Annotated in this window: 21 protein-coding genes and 1 pseudogene; 1 reads left to right on the top strand and 21 read right to left on the bottom strand. The window is 30.1% G+C overall.

From position 1 onward, the window contains the following. Window positions 1-234 precede the first annotated feature (234 nt). The 19 genes from N4A57_RS18000 to N4A57_RS17920 all read right to left on the bottom strand — a co-directional run bounded on the left by N4A57_RS18000 (window position 235) and on the right by N4A57_RS17920 (window position 17,283). On the bottom strand, window positions 235-1,023 hold the full coding sequence (locus N4A57_RS18000) for a DUF2262 domain-containing protein (RefSeq protein WP_293659485.1): 789 nt from the start codon (window positions 1,021-1,023) through the stop codon (window positions 235-237). A 166-nt stretch (window positions 1,024-1,189) separates the two neighbouring features. After that, window positions 1,190-1,453, bottom strand: coding sequence for a hypothetical protein (locus tag N4A57_RS17995; RefSeq protein ID WP_293659484.1), 264 nt, complete (start codon window positions 1,451-1,453; stop codon window positions 1,190-1,192). Between the two features lie 3 nt (window positions 1,454-1,456). After that, window positions 1,457-1,648, bottom strand: a complete 192-nt coding sequence (locus N4A57_RS17990) for a DUF3791 domain-containing protein (protein ID WP_293659483.1) — start codon at window positions 1,646-1,648, stop codon at window positions 1,457-1,459. Between the two features lie 254 nt (window positions 1,649-1,902). Beyond that, window positions 1,903-2,103 (bottom strand): hypothetical protein, encoded by a 201-nt coding sequence (locus tag N4A57_RS18555; protein WP_330671553.1) that lies wholly within the window; start codon window positions 2,101-2,103, stop codon window positions 1,903-1,905. Between the two features lie 36 nt (window positions 2,104-2,139). After that, window positions 2,140-2,346: a hypothetical protein gene (locus tag N4A57_RS18550; protein WP_330671552.1), complete on the bottom strand. Its 207-nt coding sequence runs from the start codon at window positions 2,344-2,346 to the stop codon at window positions 2,140-2,142. Between the two features lie 228 nt (window positions 2,347-2,574). Continuing rightward, the gene (locus N4A57_RS17980) at window positions 2,575-4,134 is read right to left on the bottom strand and encodes a recombinase family protein (RefSeq protein WP_293659482.1); all 1,560 of its coding nucleotides are present in this window, start codon (window positions 4,132-4,134) and stop codon (window positions 2,575-2,577) included. Between the two features lie 3 nt (window positions 4,135-4,137). Further along, entirely contained in the window at window positions 4,138-5,769 is a 1,632-nt protein-coding gene (locus tag N4A57_RS17975; RefSeq protein ID WP_293659481.1) for a recombinase family protein, read from the bottom strand. Continuing rightward, window positions 5,762-7,435, bottom strand: a complete 1,674-nt coding sequence (locus N4A57_RS17970) for a recombinase family protein (protein ID WP_293659480.1) — start codon at window positions 7,433-7,435, stop codon at window positions 5,762-5,764. Before N4A57_RS17970 ends, N4A57_RS17975 begins: the two co-directional genes overlap by 8 nt. Window positions 7,436-7,554: 119 nt before the next feature. Next, on the bottom strand, window positions 7,555-7,773 hold the full coding sequence (locus N4A57_RS17965; protein WP_293659479.1) for a DUF6870 family protein: 219 nt from the start codon (window positions 7,771-7,773) through the stop codon (window positions 7,555-7,557). Between the two features lie 466 nt (window positions 7,774-8,239). After that, complete coding sequence (locus N4A57_RS17960) at window positions 8,240-9,982, bottom strand: ABC transporter ATP-binding protein (protein WP_293659478.1); 1,743 nt, start codon at window positions 9,980-9,982, stop codon at window positions 8,240-8,242. Further along, window positions 9,975-11,765, bottom strand: a complete 1,791-nt coding sequence (locus tag N4A57_RS17955; protein ID WP_293659477.1) for an ABC transporter ATP-binding protein — start codon at window positions 11,763-11,765, stop codon at window positions 9,975-9,977. The genes N4A57_RS17960 and N4A57_RS17955 overlap by 8 nt, the downstream gene beginning before the upstream one ends. An 86-nt stretch (window positions 11,766-11,851) precedes the next feature. Further along, window positions 11,852-12,118 (bottom strand): hypothetical protein, encoded by a 267-nt coding sequence (locus N4A57_RS17950; protein ID WP_293659476.1) that lies wholly within the window; start codon window positions 12,116-12,118, stop codon window positions 11,852-11,854. Window positions 12,119-12,132: 14 nt separating this feature from the next. Next, window positions 12,133-14,193 carry a ferrous iron transport protein B gene (gene feoB / locus N4A57_RS17945; RefSeq protein WP_293659475.1) on the bottom strand — a complete coding sequence of 687 codons (2,061 nt, stop codon included), beginning with the start codon at window positions 14,191-14,193 and terminating at the stop codon, window positions 12,133-12,135. Then, entirely contained in the window at window positions 14,194-14,421 is a 228-nt protein-coding gene (locus tag N4A57_RS17940) for a FeoA family protein (RefSeq protein ID WP_293659474.1), read from the bottom strand. Between the two features lie 278 nt (window positions 14,422-14,699). After that, entirely contained in the window at window positions 14,700-15,677 is a 978-nt protein-coding gene (locus tag N4A57_RS17935; protein WP_293659473.1) for a helix-turn-helix domain-containing protein, read from the bottom strand. A gap of 410 nt (window positions 15,678-16,087) precedes the next feature. Beyond that, window positions 16,088-16,240 carry a hypothetical protein gene (locus N4A57_RS17930; RefSeq protein ID WP_293659471.1) on the bottom strand — a complete coding sequence of 51 codons (153 nt, stop codon included), beginning with the start codon at window positions 16,238-16,240 and terminating at the stop codon, window positions 16,088-16,090. Then, entirely contained in the window at window positions 16,225-16,668 is a 444-nt protein-coding gene (locus N4A57_RS18690) for an MATE family efflux transporter (RefSeq protein ID WP_442863870.1), read from the bottom strand. Before N4A57_RS18690 ends, N4A57_RS17930 begins: the two co-directional genes overlap by 16 nt. A gap of 125 nt (window positions 16,669-16,793) precedes the next feature. Next, entirely contained in the window at window positions 16,794-17,099 is a 306-nt protein-coding gene (locus N4A57_RS17925) for an MATE family efflux transporter (RefSeq protein WP_293659470.1), read from the bottom strand. A gap of 28 nt (window positions 17,100-17,127) precedes the next feature. Then, window positions 17,128-17,283 carry a hypothetical protein gene (locus N4A57_RS17920; RefSeq protein WP_293659469.1) on the bottom strand — a complete coding sequence of 52 codons (156 nt, stop codon included), beginning with the start codon at window positions 17,281-17,283 and terminating at the stop codon, window positions 17,128-17,130. A 51-nt stretch (window positions 17,284-17,334) separates the two neighbouring features. Between N4A57_RS17920 and N4A57_RS17915 the strand changes: the two genes are divergently transcribed. Next, complete coding sequence (locus tag N4A57_RS17915) at window positions 17,335-17,499, top strand: helix-turn-helix transcriptional regulator (RefSeq protein ID WP_293659468.1); 165 nt, start codon at window positions 17,335-17,337, stop codon at window positions 17,497-17,499. A 34-nt stretch (window positions 17,500-17,533) separates the two neighbouring features. Here the strand turns inward: N4A57_RS17915 and N4A57_RS17910 are convergent, their stop codons facing one another. Continuing rightward, window positions 17,534-17,863, bottom strand: a complete 330-nt coding sequence (locus tag N4A57_RS17910) for a transposase (RefSeq protein ID WP_293659467.1) — start codon at window positions 17,861-17,863, stop codon at window positions 17,534-17,536. A gap of 135 nt (window positions 17,864-17,998) precedes the next feature. Further along, window positions 17,999-18,268: pseudogene (locus N4A57_RS17905) on the bottom strand (ABC transporter ATP-binding protein); the annotation flags it as partial. Window positions 18,269-18,578 lie beyond the last annotated feature (310 nt).

The raw sequence follows: 18,578 nt of genomic DNA, 5'->3' as shown, positions 1-18,578 counted from the left end.
TCTCTTTACTTTTATTTTTACAACTACTATTAAATGCCTTCCCTAATTTTTTTATGGCTCTTTTTTCAATTCTTGACACATACCCTACAGTCAAGTAAGGGCTAAAAAAATTTAGTTATCATTAAATACAAGTTTTTTGTTAATCTAATATAGTTTTATTATATCTTTCTTCTTAATTTCCTTTTGTCACAACATCATAATTTCATGTAGAATATCAATGATACTTTTCCACCACTAACCTGCCATTTCAGCATCTAAAAACTCGCCATTACTATTTGCCTTAACTATTATGACATGGCCTGCAAATATATCTCCATCTTTAAACCAAAACGTTAGGCCTCCGTCACTTTCTATACTTAAAGATTCTAATCCTATTCTATTAACAAAATCACTATGAGTTAGCTCTGCTTCATCTTCATCTAACCAAAAATCATTTTTTAGATCTAATAATTTAAGTGCAGCAAACTCTCTAGCTTTCACATCCCATTCTTTATTGTTTTCTAAGACAAAACTATAATCTCTAATCATCCTTTTTAATTCATCAACATCGTTAGTGTTAAAAACTAATTCAGCATAATTTGAGCACCATTGCATATTCTTGCTAAACCACTCAACACCTTTATCATATACAAGTGTGCCTAGATTATCATCAATATATGCTACTTCCCTTTTTATCTCATCTAAATATGGCTGTAATATCTCATCATAAAAATCAGTTTCTTCTATATCTATTAATTCAACCCTACTATTTTCTATCGGACATTTAATTCTTATTTTAATAACACTTTCTTTCTTCACCTTATCCATTAACTCTCTAACCTTAGAATGTTCTACTTCTTTATACACATACAGTGATGTATTACTGACATTTTTGTCTTCTTTATACCATGTATAAAAAGAAAAACTAAATGTCCAATATTCTTCTCCTTGAAAATGTGACCCTCCAGGTCCTTTTGAATCAACTATACCTACTATATAATCTTCATTAGTTGCAGTATTCCTTAGTTTTTCAAATCGTTTCAAAATATTAGCCCCCTGTTTACGTGATAATTTCTTTATTTAAGTTCATTTATAATCCCATTAACTCCCTATATAACTACATCATACATTACATCTGTATAATTTTTATATTTATCCAATCTAGTAATTATTGTATCAAATACTTTTTTCATTTAGATTCGCCTGTCTATTAAAGGGTATCTATGCTCTTAATATATTCATAATGTTTAGAAATTAATTCCTTTAATTTTATATCCGTTAGTTGATTATCCATATTTATTCCATCTTCAATCAAGAGATCATAAATCAATTCTGCATACTCCCTATTTTCCTTCACCATTTTTTCATATCTCTTTTCTAGTTCATACGGAAAATCAAGACAATATGATATACTGCCAATTTTACCCTCTAAATAAGATTTTGTCATATTCATCATAAAATTTATATTTGTCATTGTTCAATTACCTCTCAATTCTATATATTTATCAATATCTCTTTCTCCAAATGTATAAAGTACATCATAAAATTTTCTAATATAATCAAATACCTCGTTTTTGTTAAAAGTCTCCAAAGCATCCTTACCAGTCATATGGTGGGTCTGCTTGTAATTTTCAAGACAAAACACTGTAAAATCAACTATTTTATCCATTCTTTTCCCTTACTAAATCTATATAACCACTTTTATATTAGTTTTTAGGTTATGGAATTTCCAAGGAAATAGTGCTAAAAATATAAAAATCTCCAATAGTCGTCTATTAAAAATAAAATGCTAGCAAAAATACTAACAGTATCCAGCGTTCTTATCATCAATACTCTTTTTTTGTATTATAATACTTAAACATTATATATTAGCATAGAATAAACGGCTTAAAAAATTCAGGTGATTGCTCCACCTGAACTTTTTTAATCTAATATCATTCCAGCCTCATAACAAGCTTTCAGATATTCTCTACTACTATAGTATAGGGAAGAGTTATAATTAGAGATTTCTTCTGATATAAATGATGTCATTACTTCATATAATGTATCTACAATACTCTTTCCATTTGATACGTCCTCAATAAGCCTTTGATAATCTTTTCCTATAGCTATATGACTAGGCACTTTATATATGCAGTTGCCAACTGAATCAAATTCTCCTTATTTAATACGATATTCCTCTATAATCTCATCTGATACTTGTTCAAAAGATAAGCAGTGACTAACTTCAGCTAAATCCAACTGTCGTTCTAACTCTGGCTTGCCAAGTATTTTAACAATATCAGCTACTTTATTCTTTGTAACTCTAGCAATATACTCAATAAGACTACATACATATACTAGATCGTTTTTTTCTTCTTCACTCATTTAAAAATTCACTCCTCTCGAACTTTAAACAAGATAGTACTTTTAAGGTATGAAAACCAATTTGATGATTGTAGTATACCATATTCTTCTAAGTTAAACCATGGTTTTAAAAACTAACCCGAATTATTCATGGGGAATAATAAAAGATGCAAGTAGCTTGTTGTTTCCCATGAATATTTCGGGACTAATAGTATAATTAAATAAGATTATCCTACGGTCAAGAATCGCCTAAAAAATATCTTCGAAATTCCAAACAACTGCCATTTTACCCATATGATCTATTTCAATGTGGTCAATAAATATATCTACCATCTCTCTAGTGAGTTTATTAAAGGGACAAAGTCTTGTAAAGTCTTTAATGGTATTTTCACTATCTTCCATATTAGATTGTAATAGCTTCATTTTTTTATCAAGATCATCTATCTGATCTTTTATTTCACTTTCTCTCTTTTCATATTCACTTTTCTCCTTTTTAAATACCTCAAGTGAAATGCTACCAGCTTTATATGCCTTGTAGTTATCGAATTTTTTATTTTGTAGCATTTTCAAGGTGATTTTATAGCCTTTAATATCTTTTTCATATTCCTGTATACTATCTTTCCTGCCTTGATTGACCTGACTTACATCATCTACTAACAGACTAAATTTCTGTAACATAGTAAGTATCACTTTAGCAATAATCATTTCATCTATCTGCTTATTGATACATTTATATACACTTACACTGCTTTTGGTATTACAAACATATCTTACAATTTTACCAGATTTATTATTATATACTTTGGTTATTAAAGTATGATTACAATCAGCACACTTGATTTTAGATGTAAAAAGCTCCATATTCTTTTTTCTACCTTTAGAGTAATGTCTGAACATGCCTTGCACCTTTTCAAAATCTTTACGACTTATAATTCCTTCGTGTGCATTTTCTACAACAATCCATTCACTTTCAGGTACTTTTATATCCTTCTTGCTACCTATTTCCGCTCTCTTATATTTCCCATATACAGCATCCCCTACATACCTTCTATCTTTTAGGATTGCTTGTATTCTAGATCCCCTCCAGTATGTTATATCATTTGATTTGTTACATGGAAACTTATCGTTTCTTTTCTTCCTTAGCATTAGTGGAGAAGGTATACCTTCCTTATTAAGGATTCTTGCAATCTCTGTTTGGGTTTTACCATTTAATCTCATAGTAAAAATCCTTCGAACTACATCAGCACTCTCAATATCAGCAACCAGTTTTTTATCCTTGTTTTTAACAAAACCATAGGGAGCATAGGCTGTCATATGTTTTCCTTTTTCAGCATTACCTCTCTTTGCACTTATAATCTTCTTAGATAAATCTTTTGAGTAAAAATCATGGATCATATTCTTAAAAGCAACGTCAATACCGCCTGTGTGGCTAGATGATTTTCCACTATCATAATTATCATTAACAGAAATAAAACGGATACCTAAGAAGGGGAAAATTTTATCAATGTAGGTACCTGTTTCTATATAATTACGCCCAAATCTCGAAAAATCTTTTACTATCACACAATTTATCAAGCCATGTTTAGCATCTTCTATTAACGTACTAACAGCTTCTCTCTCAAAATTTGTCCCACTTATTCCGTCGTCTACATATTCTTTAAGCGATGCTTTTTTAAGTTCTTTATGGTTTAATATATAATCCTTTATTCTTTCTCTTTGAGAGGCTATACTGTTACTATCGCAGTCTGAAACTTTCACATCTTCTGATGAAATTCTAAGGTACACACCAACAACATAATCTTGATTCATAAGCTACACCCCAAGAAAAGCTTTATATTCATCTTTAAATTTATACTTTATAACAATTTTATTTTCTATAACAGTTATGCTATGAATAAGTGATACAAGCATTTCTCTTGTAAGTTTTATCTCATCTTTAAAACTAATAGTATTATTAACAGCAGGATTTTTTAACGTTTCTAATAAACTGCTTTTGTCAACATTTAATTGATCAATTTGTTGTAGCAATAAACTATACTCTTTTTCATATTTTTTCGTTACAAATTCATATCCACTAGCTGACAATAATCCTGCTTTATAATCCTTATAAGTATCTTCTTTTAGCATTTTGATTTTATTTTTCTCACCTATTAATTTAGATCTTTTACTTTCTAAATGAGACAGTTCCCTTTTATACTGTGGTGAATTAAGGTAAGTTTCTTTATAATTTTTTTCATCTAGAAGAATGTTAATCTGTAATTGTAGATTTTTAAAAATGATATCTTTAAGCTTATCTTCTTTAATACCATTAAAATTACAACCATCGTCTTTGATATATTTTTTAGGACAATAGAATGTATATGCCTTTTCTTTCTCCCTAACCTTTCTATAGCCACTATCTCTCTGTAATTTACCACCACATGTACCGCAAACAATCATACCTTTTAGTATATTGTCCTTATTTTTAGTTGCTTTTTCTTTTCCGTTTCCTTTACTCATACTCTGTACTTTATAAAATATTTCTTTGTCTATTATAGGTTCATGAGTGTTTTTAATTATATTAACATGCTCTAGTTTTCTTTTATTATTTTGCCTACCTTTATATAGTGCCGTATCATATTGACGCCCCATAATTGCACCTATATAATTAGGATTTTCTAATAAACTCTTTACAGAAGAACCTCGCCACAATGCTTTTTCTTCTACGTCCTTACTACCCCTTAAACCCTTCTCCCATAAATATCTATACTGGGATGGGATATTAAGATTATTAAGCTTATGAGCAATAGCAGTCACTCCCATTCCCTTAATCCTTAGATTAAAAATCATTGTAACAACATCTTTTGTTTCTTCATTGACTTCAAGTACATATTTGTTTTCAGCTGATTTTTTATATCCATATGGTGCGTACTTACCTAAAAACTTGCCGTTTTTTTTCTTTGCATCTAATGCTGTACAAATTTTTTTGGAAATGTCTTTTGCATAGCTATCATTAATAATTGATTTTAAGGCAATTTCTAGATCCTGATTATCTTTTATATTGAGACTATCAAAATTATCAGTAACAGCAATAAACCTGACACCGATATTCGGAAAAATCTTTTCAATATAGTGTCCTGATTCAATATAATTTCTACCAAATCTTGATAAATCTTTTACAACAATTGTATTGATTATGCCTTTTTTCACATCTTCTATTAACTTATTGAAAGCATCTCTATCAAAATTAGTTCCTGAAAACCCATTATCTATATAAGTTTTTTTATAAATTAGTTGTTCATTTTTTTCTATATAGTTCTTTAGCATAGCAACCTGATTTTCGATAGAATCGCCACCAGTTACATTATCTTCTATAGAAAGTCTTGCATAAATACCCACATTATACTTAAGAGTGATGTTAGATTGTTTTATATTTTTTCTGCTAATACGTGCCACTCTAAACACCACCCTTTATATCGTTTAATTTATTATCTATATCTTTACTGCTTTGGCTATGCTTTAAGCTATTCTCTACATAATTTATAGCATCTTTATATTCATCTTGAAACCTAAAATGTATGCTAATCCTCTTTTTATCTACTACTACTATCTTTTCAATCAATAACACTACAATAGTTCTCGTAATTTCTGTAATATTTTTATTTTGAGTAAATTTAGTAATCCACTCACTTTTACCTTTGCTCGTTATTAATTCACTTGCACGATTTTCAAGATCCAATAATTGCTCTTCTATTTCATTACATCTTATTTCAAAATCAGCTTTCATCTCCATATAATCAGATTTGGTTATAATACCAGCTTTAAAATCCTCGTATAGGCCCGCCCTTAGGTTATTATATTTTTCTAGTTCTTCCATCTTAGCAACTATTCTTCTATCCACTTTTTCATTTTTTGTGTTGTTAAGTGGCATTTTCTCTATATACTTTAATAATTCATCTAGCTTAACCATCAGCTTTATTTGATTTTTTATTACAGCTCTAACAGTTTTTTTCAATGCTTTATCACTTATTCTATGGTTGGTGCATTTATTTTTATCTGTTTTATAAGTGGAACAAATATAATAAACATATTCTTTTCCTTTATTTTTAATAAGCTTTCTAACCATAGTATTTTTACAACTATCACAGTATAAAATACCTGAAAAAGGATACACCACATCATTGCCTTGGCTTCTACGAGTATCTAGTTTTGAGATTTCACGAACAAGATTAAAACTCTCTTTTGAAATAATGGCATCGTGTGTATCTTCTACACGTATCCACTGGTCTTTTGGTTTATCCACGAGCTTTTTAAGTTTATAATTAGTTCGCCCACTTTTTCCTTGTATCATTACGCCTGTATACATTTCATTTTTTAGTATTCTTTCAACCGTACCAGCTGACCATTTTGCAATTTTATTTACTTTAAAAGGATTTTTATAAGAAAAACCTAACATCTGTTTATATTCATATGGTGATAATACACCATTGTCATTAAGAATATCTGCTATTTTCCCTGTACTATATCCTTCAATTCTCATCTTATATATATCTCTTACAACATCAGCTGCAAAATCATCTATTTCTAACTTTCTTTTATCTTCTTTAGATTTTACATAACCATAAAGGGGAAAAGATCCTGTATAATGGCCCTTTTTTTGCCTAACCATAATACTACTTCTTACTTTTGTAGAAATATCTCTGCTGTAAGAATCATTGATTAGATTTTTAAAAGGAATGATAATGCTGTCTGTACTAGAAGTATTTTTTATACTGTCATAACTATCGTTAATGGCAATAAATCTCACCGACAAGAGTGGAAAAACTTTTTCTATATATCTTCCAGTTTCTAAATAGTCACGTCCAAATCTGGATAGATCCTTTACAATAATGCAATTTACTTCACCTTTTTTGACCAGATCCATCATTTCCTTAAATGCTGGTCGATCATAATTTATACCACTGTATCCGTCGTCAACTTTTTCTGTAGCCACTTTGATATTAGTATTTTTTTTCAAAAAAGCATGTATGAGCTCTCTTTGATTGACTACACTATTGCTCTCTTTTTTATCTCCATCATCTTTAGAAAGACGTATATATATTGCTCCATTATATTCAATATTTCTTTGCATAAAAAAACCTCCTATATTTTTTCCAGTAACATAGGATAGTTGTTTTTAATTTAGCCCTAAGACTAAAATATAATATTTTCATTTGAATGACCAGTTATCGTCAGATTTTTTTTTACTTTTTATTCTACTATCCTAAAATATTGTTTTAGTCTATCTGTAAGAGTATGATTGCAGGTGCTAAAAACCGATTCAACTATCATACCCTCACATATGAAAAGGTATGGATTTTTAACACTTTCTATGAAATTTTGTATCCTTTCACTTGGCTGTAGTTCTTCATTTATGTCAATATCCTTTATATCTATTAACAATGTTTTATCTACTAAATTATCTTTCATGTCAACATCCCCCATAATTTGGATTATCTAAATATATGCTCTTTAATGATTGTCTAATGATAAAAAATATTCAGGATCTTTCTTATCCTGAATAAATGTTGTTATATCTTCTATGTTGTATGTTTTACCTGTATAGTTCTGAATTAAAATACAACATCTTTTTCTAATGTAACTTCACTTTTCCCACAAAAAAACAGCTCCTGAGCTGTTTTTCTTCAACTAAATAACCTACAATTGGCAATAAAAAAAAGCCACACGTATAAAACATACAGCTACTTAAATACACTCTACCAAATTAAGAAAGGCTCAAGGAGTTACATATTCAATTTTATTCCTCCTATTTTTTGATATGAAAAATACCCCTACTATTCTCTAGTAGAGATATTGAATACAACACTTTCTCCATTATATGTATAATAGTTTATTGACAATACTGTGTCAGTGCCAACAAAGTCTCTAATATCGTCTACAAGGACCAATTCATACTTTCTGATTGAAGCTGCACCATATGTTTGTACATACCTTCTTTTTCCAACAGATCTTTTGGTTTTCCTTGCTCTTTTACATATCCATCAGAAAGAACGACAACCTTATCTGCATTTTCAACAGTTCGCATCCTATGAGCAACTACAATTACAGTTTTATCTTTTATCAATTCAGAGATTGCTCTTTGAATTTTCGTTTCATTTTCAACATCAAGAGAAGCTGTAGCTTCATCTAATAGAATAATTGGAGAATCCTTTAATAAGGCTCTTGCAATAGAAATTCTTTGACGTTCTCCTCCTGATAAGGTTGAACCATTTTCACCAATAATGGTTTCATATCCTTTTGGCATGCTCGAAACAAAGTCGTCACACATAGCAAGCTTTGCAGCTTTTAACACTTCTTCATCACTCGCTTCTCTTTTGCCTAATCTTATATTTTCCATTACTGTATCATTGAATAATGTAACATCTTGAAATACTATCGTATAATTTTTAAGTAAAGCTTCTGGTTCTACTTTTGTAATATCCTCTCCTCCAATGGTTATACTTCCTTTATTTACATCCCAAAATCTAGCAGCAAGTTTTGCAGCCGTACTTTTACCACTTCCTGATGGTCCAATGAGTGCAGTTACTTCTCCTTGTTTTGCTGTAAATGAAACATCTTTTAAAACAGTTTCATCATTATTGTAAGAAAAACCAACATGGTTAAAATTAATATGATAACTATTTGGTTCATAATCTTTTTTACCAGTTTGAACCTTATAATTTTCTATTTCATTCATTCTTTTAATTGGCATTTCTGTACTGAAAACCTCAGCTATATTCGTAAGGTTTCCAGAAAGAGGATCATATAATCTTGATGCTGTAACTAAAAATATGAAATAAGTTAATAAATCTGTTTGCTCTTTTATTAAAAGAGAACTTCCTACCAAAATAACCGTTGCAAGTCCTAACCTTAATACAGCTTGTGCACTCGTTACAATTGCGCCTGTTGTAAGTTCTGATTTTATTTGTGCTTTTTCTGAATCATCAAGCTTTTTGTCTAAACCCTCCATATAAGATTTTTCAATATGATAAGCTTTTATATCTTGAATATTTTCAAGGCATTCTTGGATACCATCTGCACATACATATTTAGATTTATAATGTTTTTCTTTTGATTTTTGTTGTATCTGCTTACAAAGGAAAATCATTGTAAAAGATACTGGAATAACCCAAAGAACTGCTAATCCCATACGCCAATCCATTATTAATAGAGAAATAACAATCATTGTAGTAGATAGAATAGATCCAAATAACTGTGGTATTGCATGAGAAAAAGCGTGTTCTAAAATTGCACAATCTCCCATAATGATATTTGTCAAATCTGATAAATCTCTCTTACCAAAGAATGATAGGGGAAGTTCTCTTAATTTCTCACCTAAAGCGATTCTTCTTTTTGCACTTTCCTTATAGGTCGAAAGATATAGATTTGAATATTGAAAATGATGGAAAAGATAGCTAATCACTACTGCTACTAAAATAAGTCCCATATACTTTAACATGTTTGGGGTAGTAGCTTCTTTTCCAAGAACAGGTCTTAATAGTTCATCTAACATAAGAATAAAAATTCCTACAGGAATCATCATACTCAAGTTTACAAGGGCACTATAAATACTTCCTTTTAAAAGATCCTTTGTTCCTTGTTCACTAAGTGCAAATTTATTTTGAATAATCTTAAACATTCGCCTCCACCTTCCCAACTTTCCATGAAATAGATGTTTGATATTCTTCCCACATTTTTTTGTATGTTCCGTTTTTATGTGAAAGATTCTCATGATCTCCACTTTCTACAATTTTCCCATCCTTTATAACAAGAATTGAGTCAACATCTTTTATAGAAGAAAGTCTGTGAGCAATCATTAAAACAGTTTTATCTTGAACAAGAGATTCAAAAGCTTTTTGTATTTGATATTCATTCTCAGGATCTGCAAAAGCTGTTGCTTCATCTAATATAATGATTGGAGAATCTTTTAAAATAGCTCTGGCTAAGGCGATTCTTTGCTGTTCTCCTCCAGAAAGATATACCCCTTCTGTCCCTACAACTGTATCTATCCCTTGAGGCATTTTTTCTATGATATCGTCACACTGTGCTAAATGTGCTGCTTTCATTACTTCTTTGCGAGTAGCCTTTGGATTTGCTAATCTAATATTTTCTAATAAGCTTGTTTTAAATAACTTACTATTTTGAAAGACAAAAGCAATTTTTTCCATCAAATCTTTCTCCTCAAAATCTTTTACATTAACACCTCCAATTTCAATCCTTCCACAGTCTACATCCCAAAATCTTGCCACAAGACTTGCCAATGTACTCTTTCCACCTCCCGAAGGACCTACTAACGCAAAAGTTTTTCCCTTCGGAATAGTAAAACTCACATTACAAATAGCAGCTTTGCCACTCTCTGGATAAGTAAAACTAACATTTTTAAATACAATATCATTTTCATTTGTTTGTTTTTTCTGGTTTGTTTCTTCTAAGCTCTTTGCTTCTAATATTTCATCTATTCTGATTAAAGCTTCCTTTGCTGCCATAATATTTTCACTTGAAAACAGGATTTTCGTCATCATTACTGCAATAAGTGGTGAAAATAACATATAAAAAATCAAGTCTAATAAAAATGCATTATAATCTGACCCGTTCAATATGAAAAGAATTCCAATCGGTATCAAAAGTAACGCTGGAGCATTGATCGTAATCGTAAATCCAATCATGGGAACACGACAATTTATGGCATATTCTGAAGCAAAGTCACTATATCCCTTAATGGATTTATGAAAATTCTTAAAAGAATATACGGTTTGCTGAAACACCTTCACTACAGGAATTCCTCTAACATATTCAACGGCAGATGCGTTCATATCTTCCAATGCATCCATATATTTTTTCATGAATTTCGCATTATTTCCTCCCATCATCTTCCTTAAAATCAATAAACTTAAAAATATGGGTGCTAAACAAACAAGCCCTAAACTCCAATCAAAAATGAATAAGATGATAACTATAGCAATAGGCATTATGATAACCCCTGATAAATCTGGCAATTGATGTGCTAAAAAACCATGGGTTAAACTTGCATTATCATCAATTACTTTTCTAAGTTTACCACTTGTGTTTTTCGTGAAAAAACCTAAAGGAAGTGTAACAATCTTATGCATGGCTTCCTTCCTCATGTTCTTTTCAACACGAAAAGCGGCCAAATGTGAACACATTAAACTTATAAAGTAAAGCGTAATACTTAAAAGAGAAAATCCAACTGCCATCCAGCCATATTTTATGCTTTGTGTAGCTTGGGTAACATCTGGCAAAGCCTTAAAAATATCTTTTACAACAAACCATATACAAACAAATGGAAATAAAGATAAAATTGCACTCATCCCAGAGAACACAATTGCAAGTATAATGAAAAAACGATACTTACCTGCAAATTTTAATAATTTCGAAAGCGTTGATTTTTGTTTTGATTCCATTTTTATGATTCACCATCCTTCTATGTGATTCCTAATCCCTAAATACTAAGAGCTTCTTTAAAAGATATATATCCTTCTTGAAAAATTTACCAAGAAGGATTTTTTATCCTTTTCAAATAATCTTTACCTTCTTTAGAAAGCATCCATACATGCAGTTGATTTTTTTTCATACTTTTTTTACTGCATCCATTACAAGTATTGCAACCTGCATAATATTTCTGTAGATAACCCATATTATCAAGCTGATTCACTGCTGTCTTAATAAGTATTTCATCTACATCTAAATTTTCTTCTAGATCTTCATAGGATAGGATTCTTCCTTCCCTTAATGTAATTAATATTTTATCTAACAACAATCCAATCACCTCTAAAAAATCATTGTTCCTATTCGATAAACAATGCCACCGATAACAAGTGCACTCACCATATAATAACTCACAATTTTAATGGTCCATTTTAAGGAATGGGTTTCAGCATTGACAGATGCAATAGCTGCCATACATGGAATATTAAAATAATATGCAAACATAAAAGCAAGGGCCGAAGCCTTTGAAACAGATGCTAACATAACCGTTGATAAAGCAGTTTGGTCAAATTGAACAGCTCCTGAAATCATAATTCCTGAAAAACTTGATATTCCTGTTCCTACTCCAAATAACATGGATAATACGCCTAAAGCACCTTCCTTACTCATTATAGAAACAATCAATGCAATAAATAGTCTCCAATCTAGTCCTAAAAAAGATGCTATAGGTTCTACTGTTTTACCAATTGCATATATTGGACTATTTTCAATATTTCCATCAGACGTATATGACAAAGCCCACATTATAACAGATACACCCACAATTACAACAAATGCTTTTTTCATAACATCTTTCATTTTACTCCAAACATGAACAAAAATTCCTTTCCAGTTGGGTTTGTGATAAGGTGGCAGCTCCATAATCAGCCCAGTCCCATCTTCTTCCTTTATAAACTTTGTTCTAAAAATCCAAGATGTAAATATAATATGGAAAATAGAACATATGAACAAAGCTACAATAACCCATATGGCATTCACACCAAAAAATAGACTTCCTACTAAGCCTATAACTCCCCACATAGCCGCACACGGTACGACCATACTCGTAGTAATTGTAAGGAGCCTTTGTTTCCATGAATCTATTACTCTAGATCCAGTGATCCCTGCCATATTACAACCAAAACTCGTAACAAATGGCATAATAGATTTTCCATGTAAACCTATATTATTCATAGTTGTATCAAATACATAAGCAACTCTCGCCATATATCCTACATCTTCCATAAATCCGAAAATAAACACAACCCCTGCAATAAATACTCCCATAAGAATGGCCATAGAAACTGAAGGCACAACTGCTTCTGTTAGTAATGAAACAATCCAATTTGAAATTCCTTTATCTAATAAAATATTTCGTAAGGTTAAAGAGATTTTTGGTAATATACTACCAATCCCCATCATAAACGGCATAGCGATCATCATGCTGGCAATAAATCCTAGTATCATCATAAACACTGCAATCGGTTTTCCAAAAATTCTATGGGTGGATAGCTTATCAAATCCAATTCTCTTTAGGGAATATTCTCGTTTTTTTGTGAATACACCATCTAAAACACTTTCGATCCATGCATACCTACAATTAGCTGCCTTTAGAGGTCCATCTGTATTTCTTTTGATAATAGAATGGATCATTTCCCATTCATCTTTTGTAACCTTTTCTTTAACAAGATCAACAATTTGCCTATCATTTTCAAGCAATCTTATACCAAGCCACCCTCTACTACAATTTCCTATACCTCCATCAGGTAAGATTTTCATAATATCATTGAATGCTTCTTTGAAAACATCCTTATATATTTTTACCATAGTATCTGTATGAAGAATCTTTTCATTTGCTTCTATTATTTGAACTTTTTCTAAAAGACTTTCAACACCTTCTCCTTTCGCAGCCACCATAGGAACAATGGGTATTCCTAATTTTTCTTGTAGCTTTTCAATGTTAATAACTTTACCTTGTTCCTTGGCAACATCTATCATATTCAATACCCCAATTATAGGAACATTCATTCCTACCATCTCTGAAAGTAAATACATGCTTCTCTCTAGCTGGGATGTATCTACCATTGTAATAATCATATCCACCTCATCTGAAATGATGAAATCTCTAGCAATAAGCTCTTCTGCCGAATTAGCAGTCAAGCTATATGTTCCAGGTAAATCCACAAGGCTGTATTTTTTATGATTAAAATGAAATATACCACTTTTTTGCTCAACGGTTTTTCCAGGCCAATTCCCTACATGCTGTTTTGCACCAGTAAGTCTGTTGAAAAGTGTTGATTTTCCTGTATTTGGTTGTCCTGCTAGACCTATTTTAACGAAACCTTCTACAGCTACACTGTCCATTTAGGATACCTCCTTTACAAGTATTTTTTTAGCTTCCTCTTTATTTACAGCAATCATTGTATCTCTAGCAAACAATAAAACTGGAAACTTTTTATTATTTTGAATAACTTCCACAATTGTTCCATTTGTCAGTCCCATAGCTGTTATTTTACTTATAAACTTATTTGATCCTTGTAATGCTACTATTTTACATAGGGTATTTTCCTTTTGTAAATTTAAACCGTTCATCTAATCACCTCTCATTTCGTTGATCTATTTTTTTAAATATATTTTGCATCAATTTCATTTTGTAACAATAATCATTATCAATATATTGGCGTATTTTTTATATAACCCGTTCCTTTATATTATGTTTATTTAATCTTTTCCTACAATCATTATATTGATAATGATTATCATTTTCTACTCCAAAACAAATAAAAAATGCTCCAAAAAATAAAAAAATATTTATATTTGGAACATTTATCCTATTATTATTGAATTTTTTAAATGCTATGGAACCTTGATTATTTTGATTTTCTGTATTTTAATGGTGTTATATTATTATATCTTTTAAATACATTTGCAAATTTACTTGGATTTTCATAGCCTATTTCATTGGTAATCTCCAAAATTGACATATTTGTATTTTTCAATAAATATTTTGCTTTTTCTATTTTTACTTTTTTTATATATTCATATACCGTATCTCCTGTAAGCTCTTTAAACCATTTTTGTAATTTATAAACACTCATATTTAATTTACTCGCTAGTTCTTTCACAGACGGTGCATTTTCAATATTTTCATTGATGATTTCTTTTGCCTTAGTGATCATTTCTACTTCATTATTTTTAAGTTTTTTCAAATTTTCTTTTGATTTTTCTTCAAGGAAAGTATCTAAAAACTCAATTGTTTTTAATTTTATTTTCATATATCCCATCACATTATGATTAGTAATTGCATCTATCTCTTGTGCTATTTTTCTTAAATCATAGCTAGCTTTTTCAATAATTAGTATATTTCCATTAAATATATTATTTATGTTTTCTTGCCAATCTGTTATGAGTTTATCTTCCCAAATTGAATTGATAGCATTTTTAATAATATTAAAATTAATATGAATAGATATGGTTTTACAATTTTTATATTTAAATTTAAAATAATCTAGTCTATTCAATGTTCTATAAATAAAAATATCTCCTTTTTTAAATGTATATTCTTTATGGTCTGGTAAAGACAAAATTTTTATATATCCACTATAACAATATCCTACTTCTAAAATTTCCTCATAATTTAATCTATTATCAAAATCCATTTCCATTTTTGAGATATTCAATCCTGAGATTTCTAATCCATCTTCTATTTTTATCCTAAAAAAATCTCCTGCACCAAATTCATCTTTGATAACATATTTTTTCCCTAGTAACTCATCCAATGTTTTACTACAGTATTTATCTTCAATATATTTGTAATAGTCATCTACTATATTTTTTTTTATTATCATTTTAATCTACCCTCCCCTTTTTTGAAATTTAGGTTCACCATAAATATTGTAATAAATCGTACCCCTACTCTGTCAATATATACTATACAGGAAAATTATTGATATATTTCCCATGAAAGCTCCTAACAAAATGGCATATTGTCCAACATCCGTTCTGCTAAACATAAATGAGAAAAATCTTTTCCAATAAAAACAAATAATACTCCCCCTCTAGTATAACAATGTATTTAAATTAAACAACACTCTACTCTTCTAATTTTTATTTTCCATATTATTGTTTCCTCTCAAATTTATTTCATAAAAAGTAAACAATCTATATTCATATTGCCTTATTGCCAAATGAATATATGAAAATGATAAGGAAAAATGACTGAAAACTTATACATAGCTTCAGTCATTTTTCCTTATCATTATATTGATTTTTCATTGAAATTTGAAACTTTTCCTATGCTAAGATTTATTAGTTCTTTTTCTATTTTAATGGCCAATACAATACTAATCATGGTTGTAATCATATCTGCAGCAGATTGAGAATATATTACTCCATTTAATTGAAAATACACCTCCCCATAAGGCTCCTCCTATTGACAGATATAAGGTAGAATAGGCAAACTGAAAACCAAAGGTAAAAAAATATAATCCTATTGGCTTTTAATGCTTTTTCAGCAATAGCAATAACGTATGTATCATTACTTAATAGAGATACGATCAGATGAGCAAATAAGACAACCACAAGCGTCCAAAGAACACAATAGATGGTTGTCAATTTCACACTTACATGAGTTACCTCCATTAACCTTGTATAATTCTTTGCACCATAATTAAATCCTGCCATAGGTTGAAACCCCTTCATAAATCCAAATACAACATTCGTTCCAAGCGTAACAATTCTAAGTACAATCCCCATAGCTACCACCACTTCATCTCCGTAGTAACTAGATGTCCTTAAAATAAGGCTCATAGAAAAACCAGTAAGGAATTGTAATAACATCATGGAGATTCCAATTTTAATTACTTGAGAATATATATCTAATTTAGGCTTAAAGTTTGATATTCCAATATGAATATACCTATTTTCCCCAAAGAAAAACCGAAATATGTAAGGGATGTAATAATTTATGAAATAAGCGTAGCAATAGCTGCTCCCTTGAGCCCCATGTTTAAAGTATATATTAATAATGGATCTAATACCATGTTCAAAACAGCACCACTTATCATAGCCCTTAAATTAATATTGCTCGCTCCTTGTGAAATGGCAAGATTCCCAGCAGTAACATTTGCTGTACTAAATAACACACTAATAGCAAAAATTGCAGCATAACATTTAGCATAAGGTAATATGGTATCCGTTGCACCCATAAACTTTAATATTGGGGTTAAAAACACTAAAACTATAATGACTAAAATCACACCTATGATCAAACTTGTATATAATGATGTGGCAGCTACTTCATTTGCTTTTTTTATTTTCTTTTGCTCCTAAGAGTCTAGAAATATAAGATGCTCCTCTCACCCCAAAGGTTAACCCAATACCAGAAAAATATAAGGATAATGGAAAAGCTACAGATACTGCTCCTACTTGTTGAGTCCCTAAACCAGATTTCAAACGGCATTCAAGCAAGTTTATGGAACAACCCCTTACCAATATTTAAAAGAAATGCGTATGAACCATGCTTTATTGCTTCTTCAAAATTCAGATTATAGTGTACAAACCATTGCAAACAAAGTTGGCTATAAGAACGCAGGTCATTTCCCAGGCATTTTTAAAAAAACTTATGGAATTACTCCTAAAAGATATCGTGTTATTCATCACATTCCTTAACAAAAAGGAAGATATATAAATTGCATTAAAGATTTTACTTTTGTAGACAACTCCTACTAATTACCTGTTCGGGAACCAAATTTATTGATCTGATAAATTTTCTAACTTTTAATTTTATTTTACAAGCATCTGTATAGAATACATTATTGGTTATTTCAGCTTTTAACCAACCCCATAAGCCCTCAACCAGGTTAAATTTAGGACGATATGGTACTAAAAAACTAAACTCTAATCTATTAGTGTATTTTAATAAAAATGTTTCGATCATTTTTACCTGATGGACTAGAATCATTAAGATCTTACCCGTAGGATGTACGGTCATAACTTTTTTGATGAATTTCAAAAAAATTCCTTGTGCATACATCTATTTTAAAAATATAGTAAACACTAAAAAATGACTGATTCACCAATAATGGATTTTCAGTCATTTTTTATTACTTGCTATGTTAATGTATGCTACTACAAATTCTATCACCTTAGATGGTTTGTAATTAGTTCCTTAAATACTCCATCCTTCAGCCGCTTTTCGAATAGTTGAAAATCTGCTGTATATACCATCTTGTTTTGACAACTCCTCATGCGTTCCCCTTTGTACAATTTTTCCTGAGTCAACGACTAAAATTTGATCAGCATTTTGAATTGTAGCAAGACGATGAGCAATAATAATAATGGTTTTCCCATGGGTTAAGGTATTAATAGCCTCCTGAATATAATGCTCATTTTCTGGATCAACACTTGCAGTTGCCTCATCTAAAATAACAATAGACGCCTGACCTACGTACAGTGATTAGGGCAAATTATGAATAAAATCCATAATTTGTAATTAGTTGAACTTTAATGTGTTTAATCCTTGACTTAAACTATTATATTCTTGTTAAATAGAAGTATTTCTACACTTTTATTACTTTTTAGAAAAATAATGGAAATAGATAGAGTTATAAATACCCTATGTTGGCCATATTTAATGTTAAATTTAACCATAAAATCTAAAATAACTAGATAGTATCATATATCATAAAGGATAAAATTGAATTTCAGCTTATATTTTCTTATATTTGAGCCATAACACCTATTAAACC

The sequence above is a fragment of the Anaeromicrobium sp. genome (assembly GCF_025210435.1).
Classification (GTDB): Bacteria; Bacillota; Clostridia; order Peptostreptococcales; family Thermotaleaceae; genus Anaeromicrobium.
This window is presented reverse-complemented; position numbering and strand designations above follow the sequence as displayed.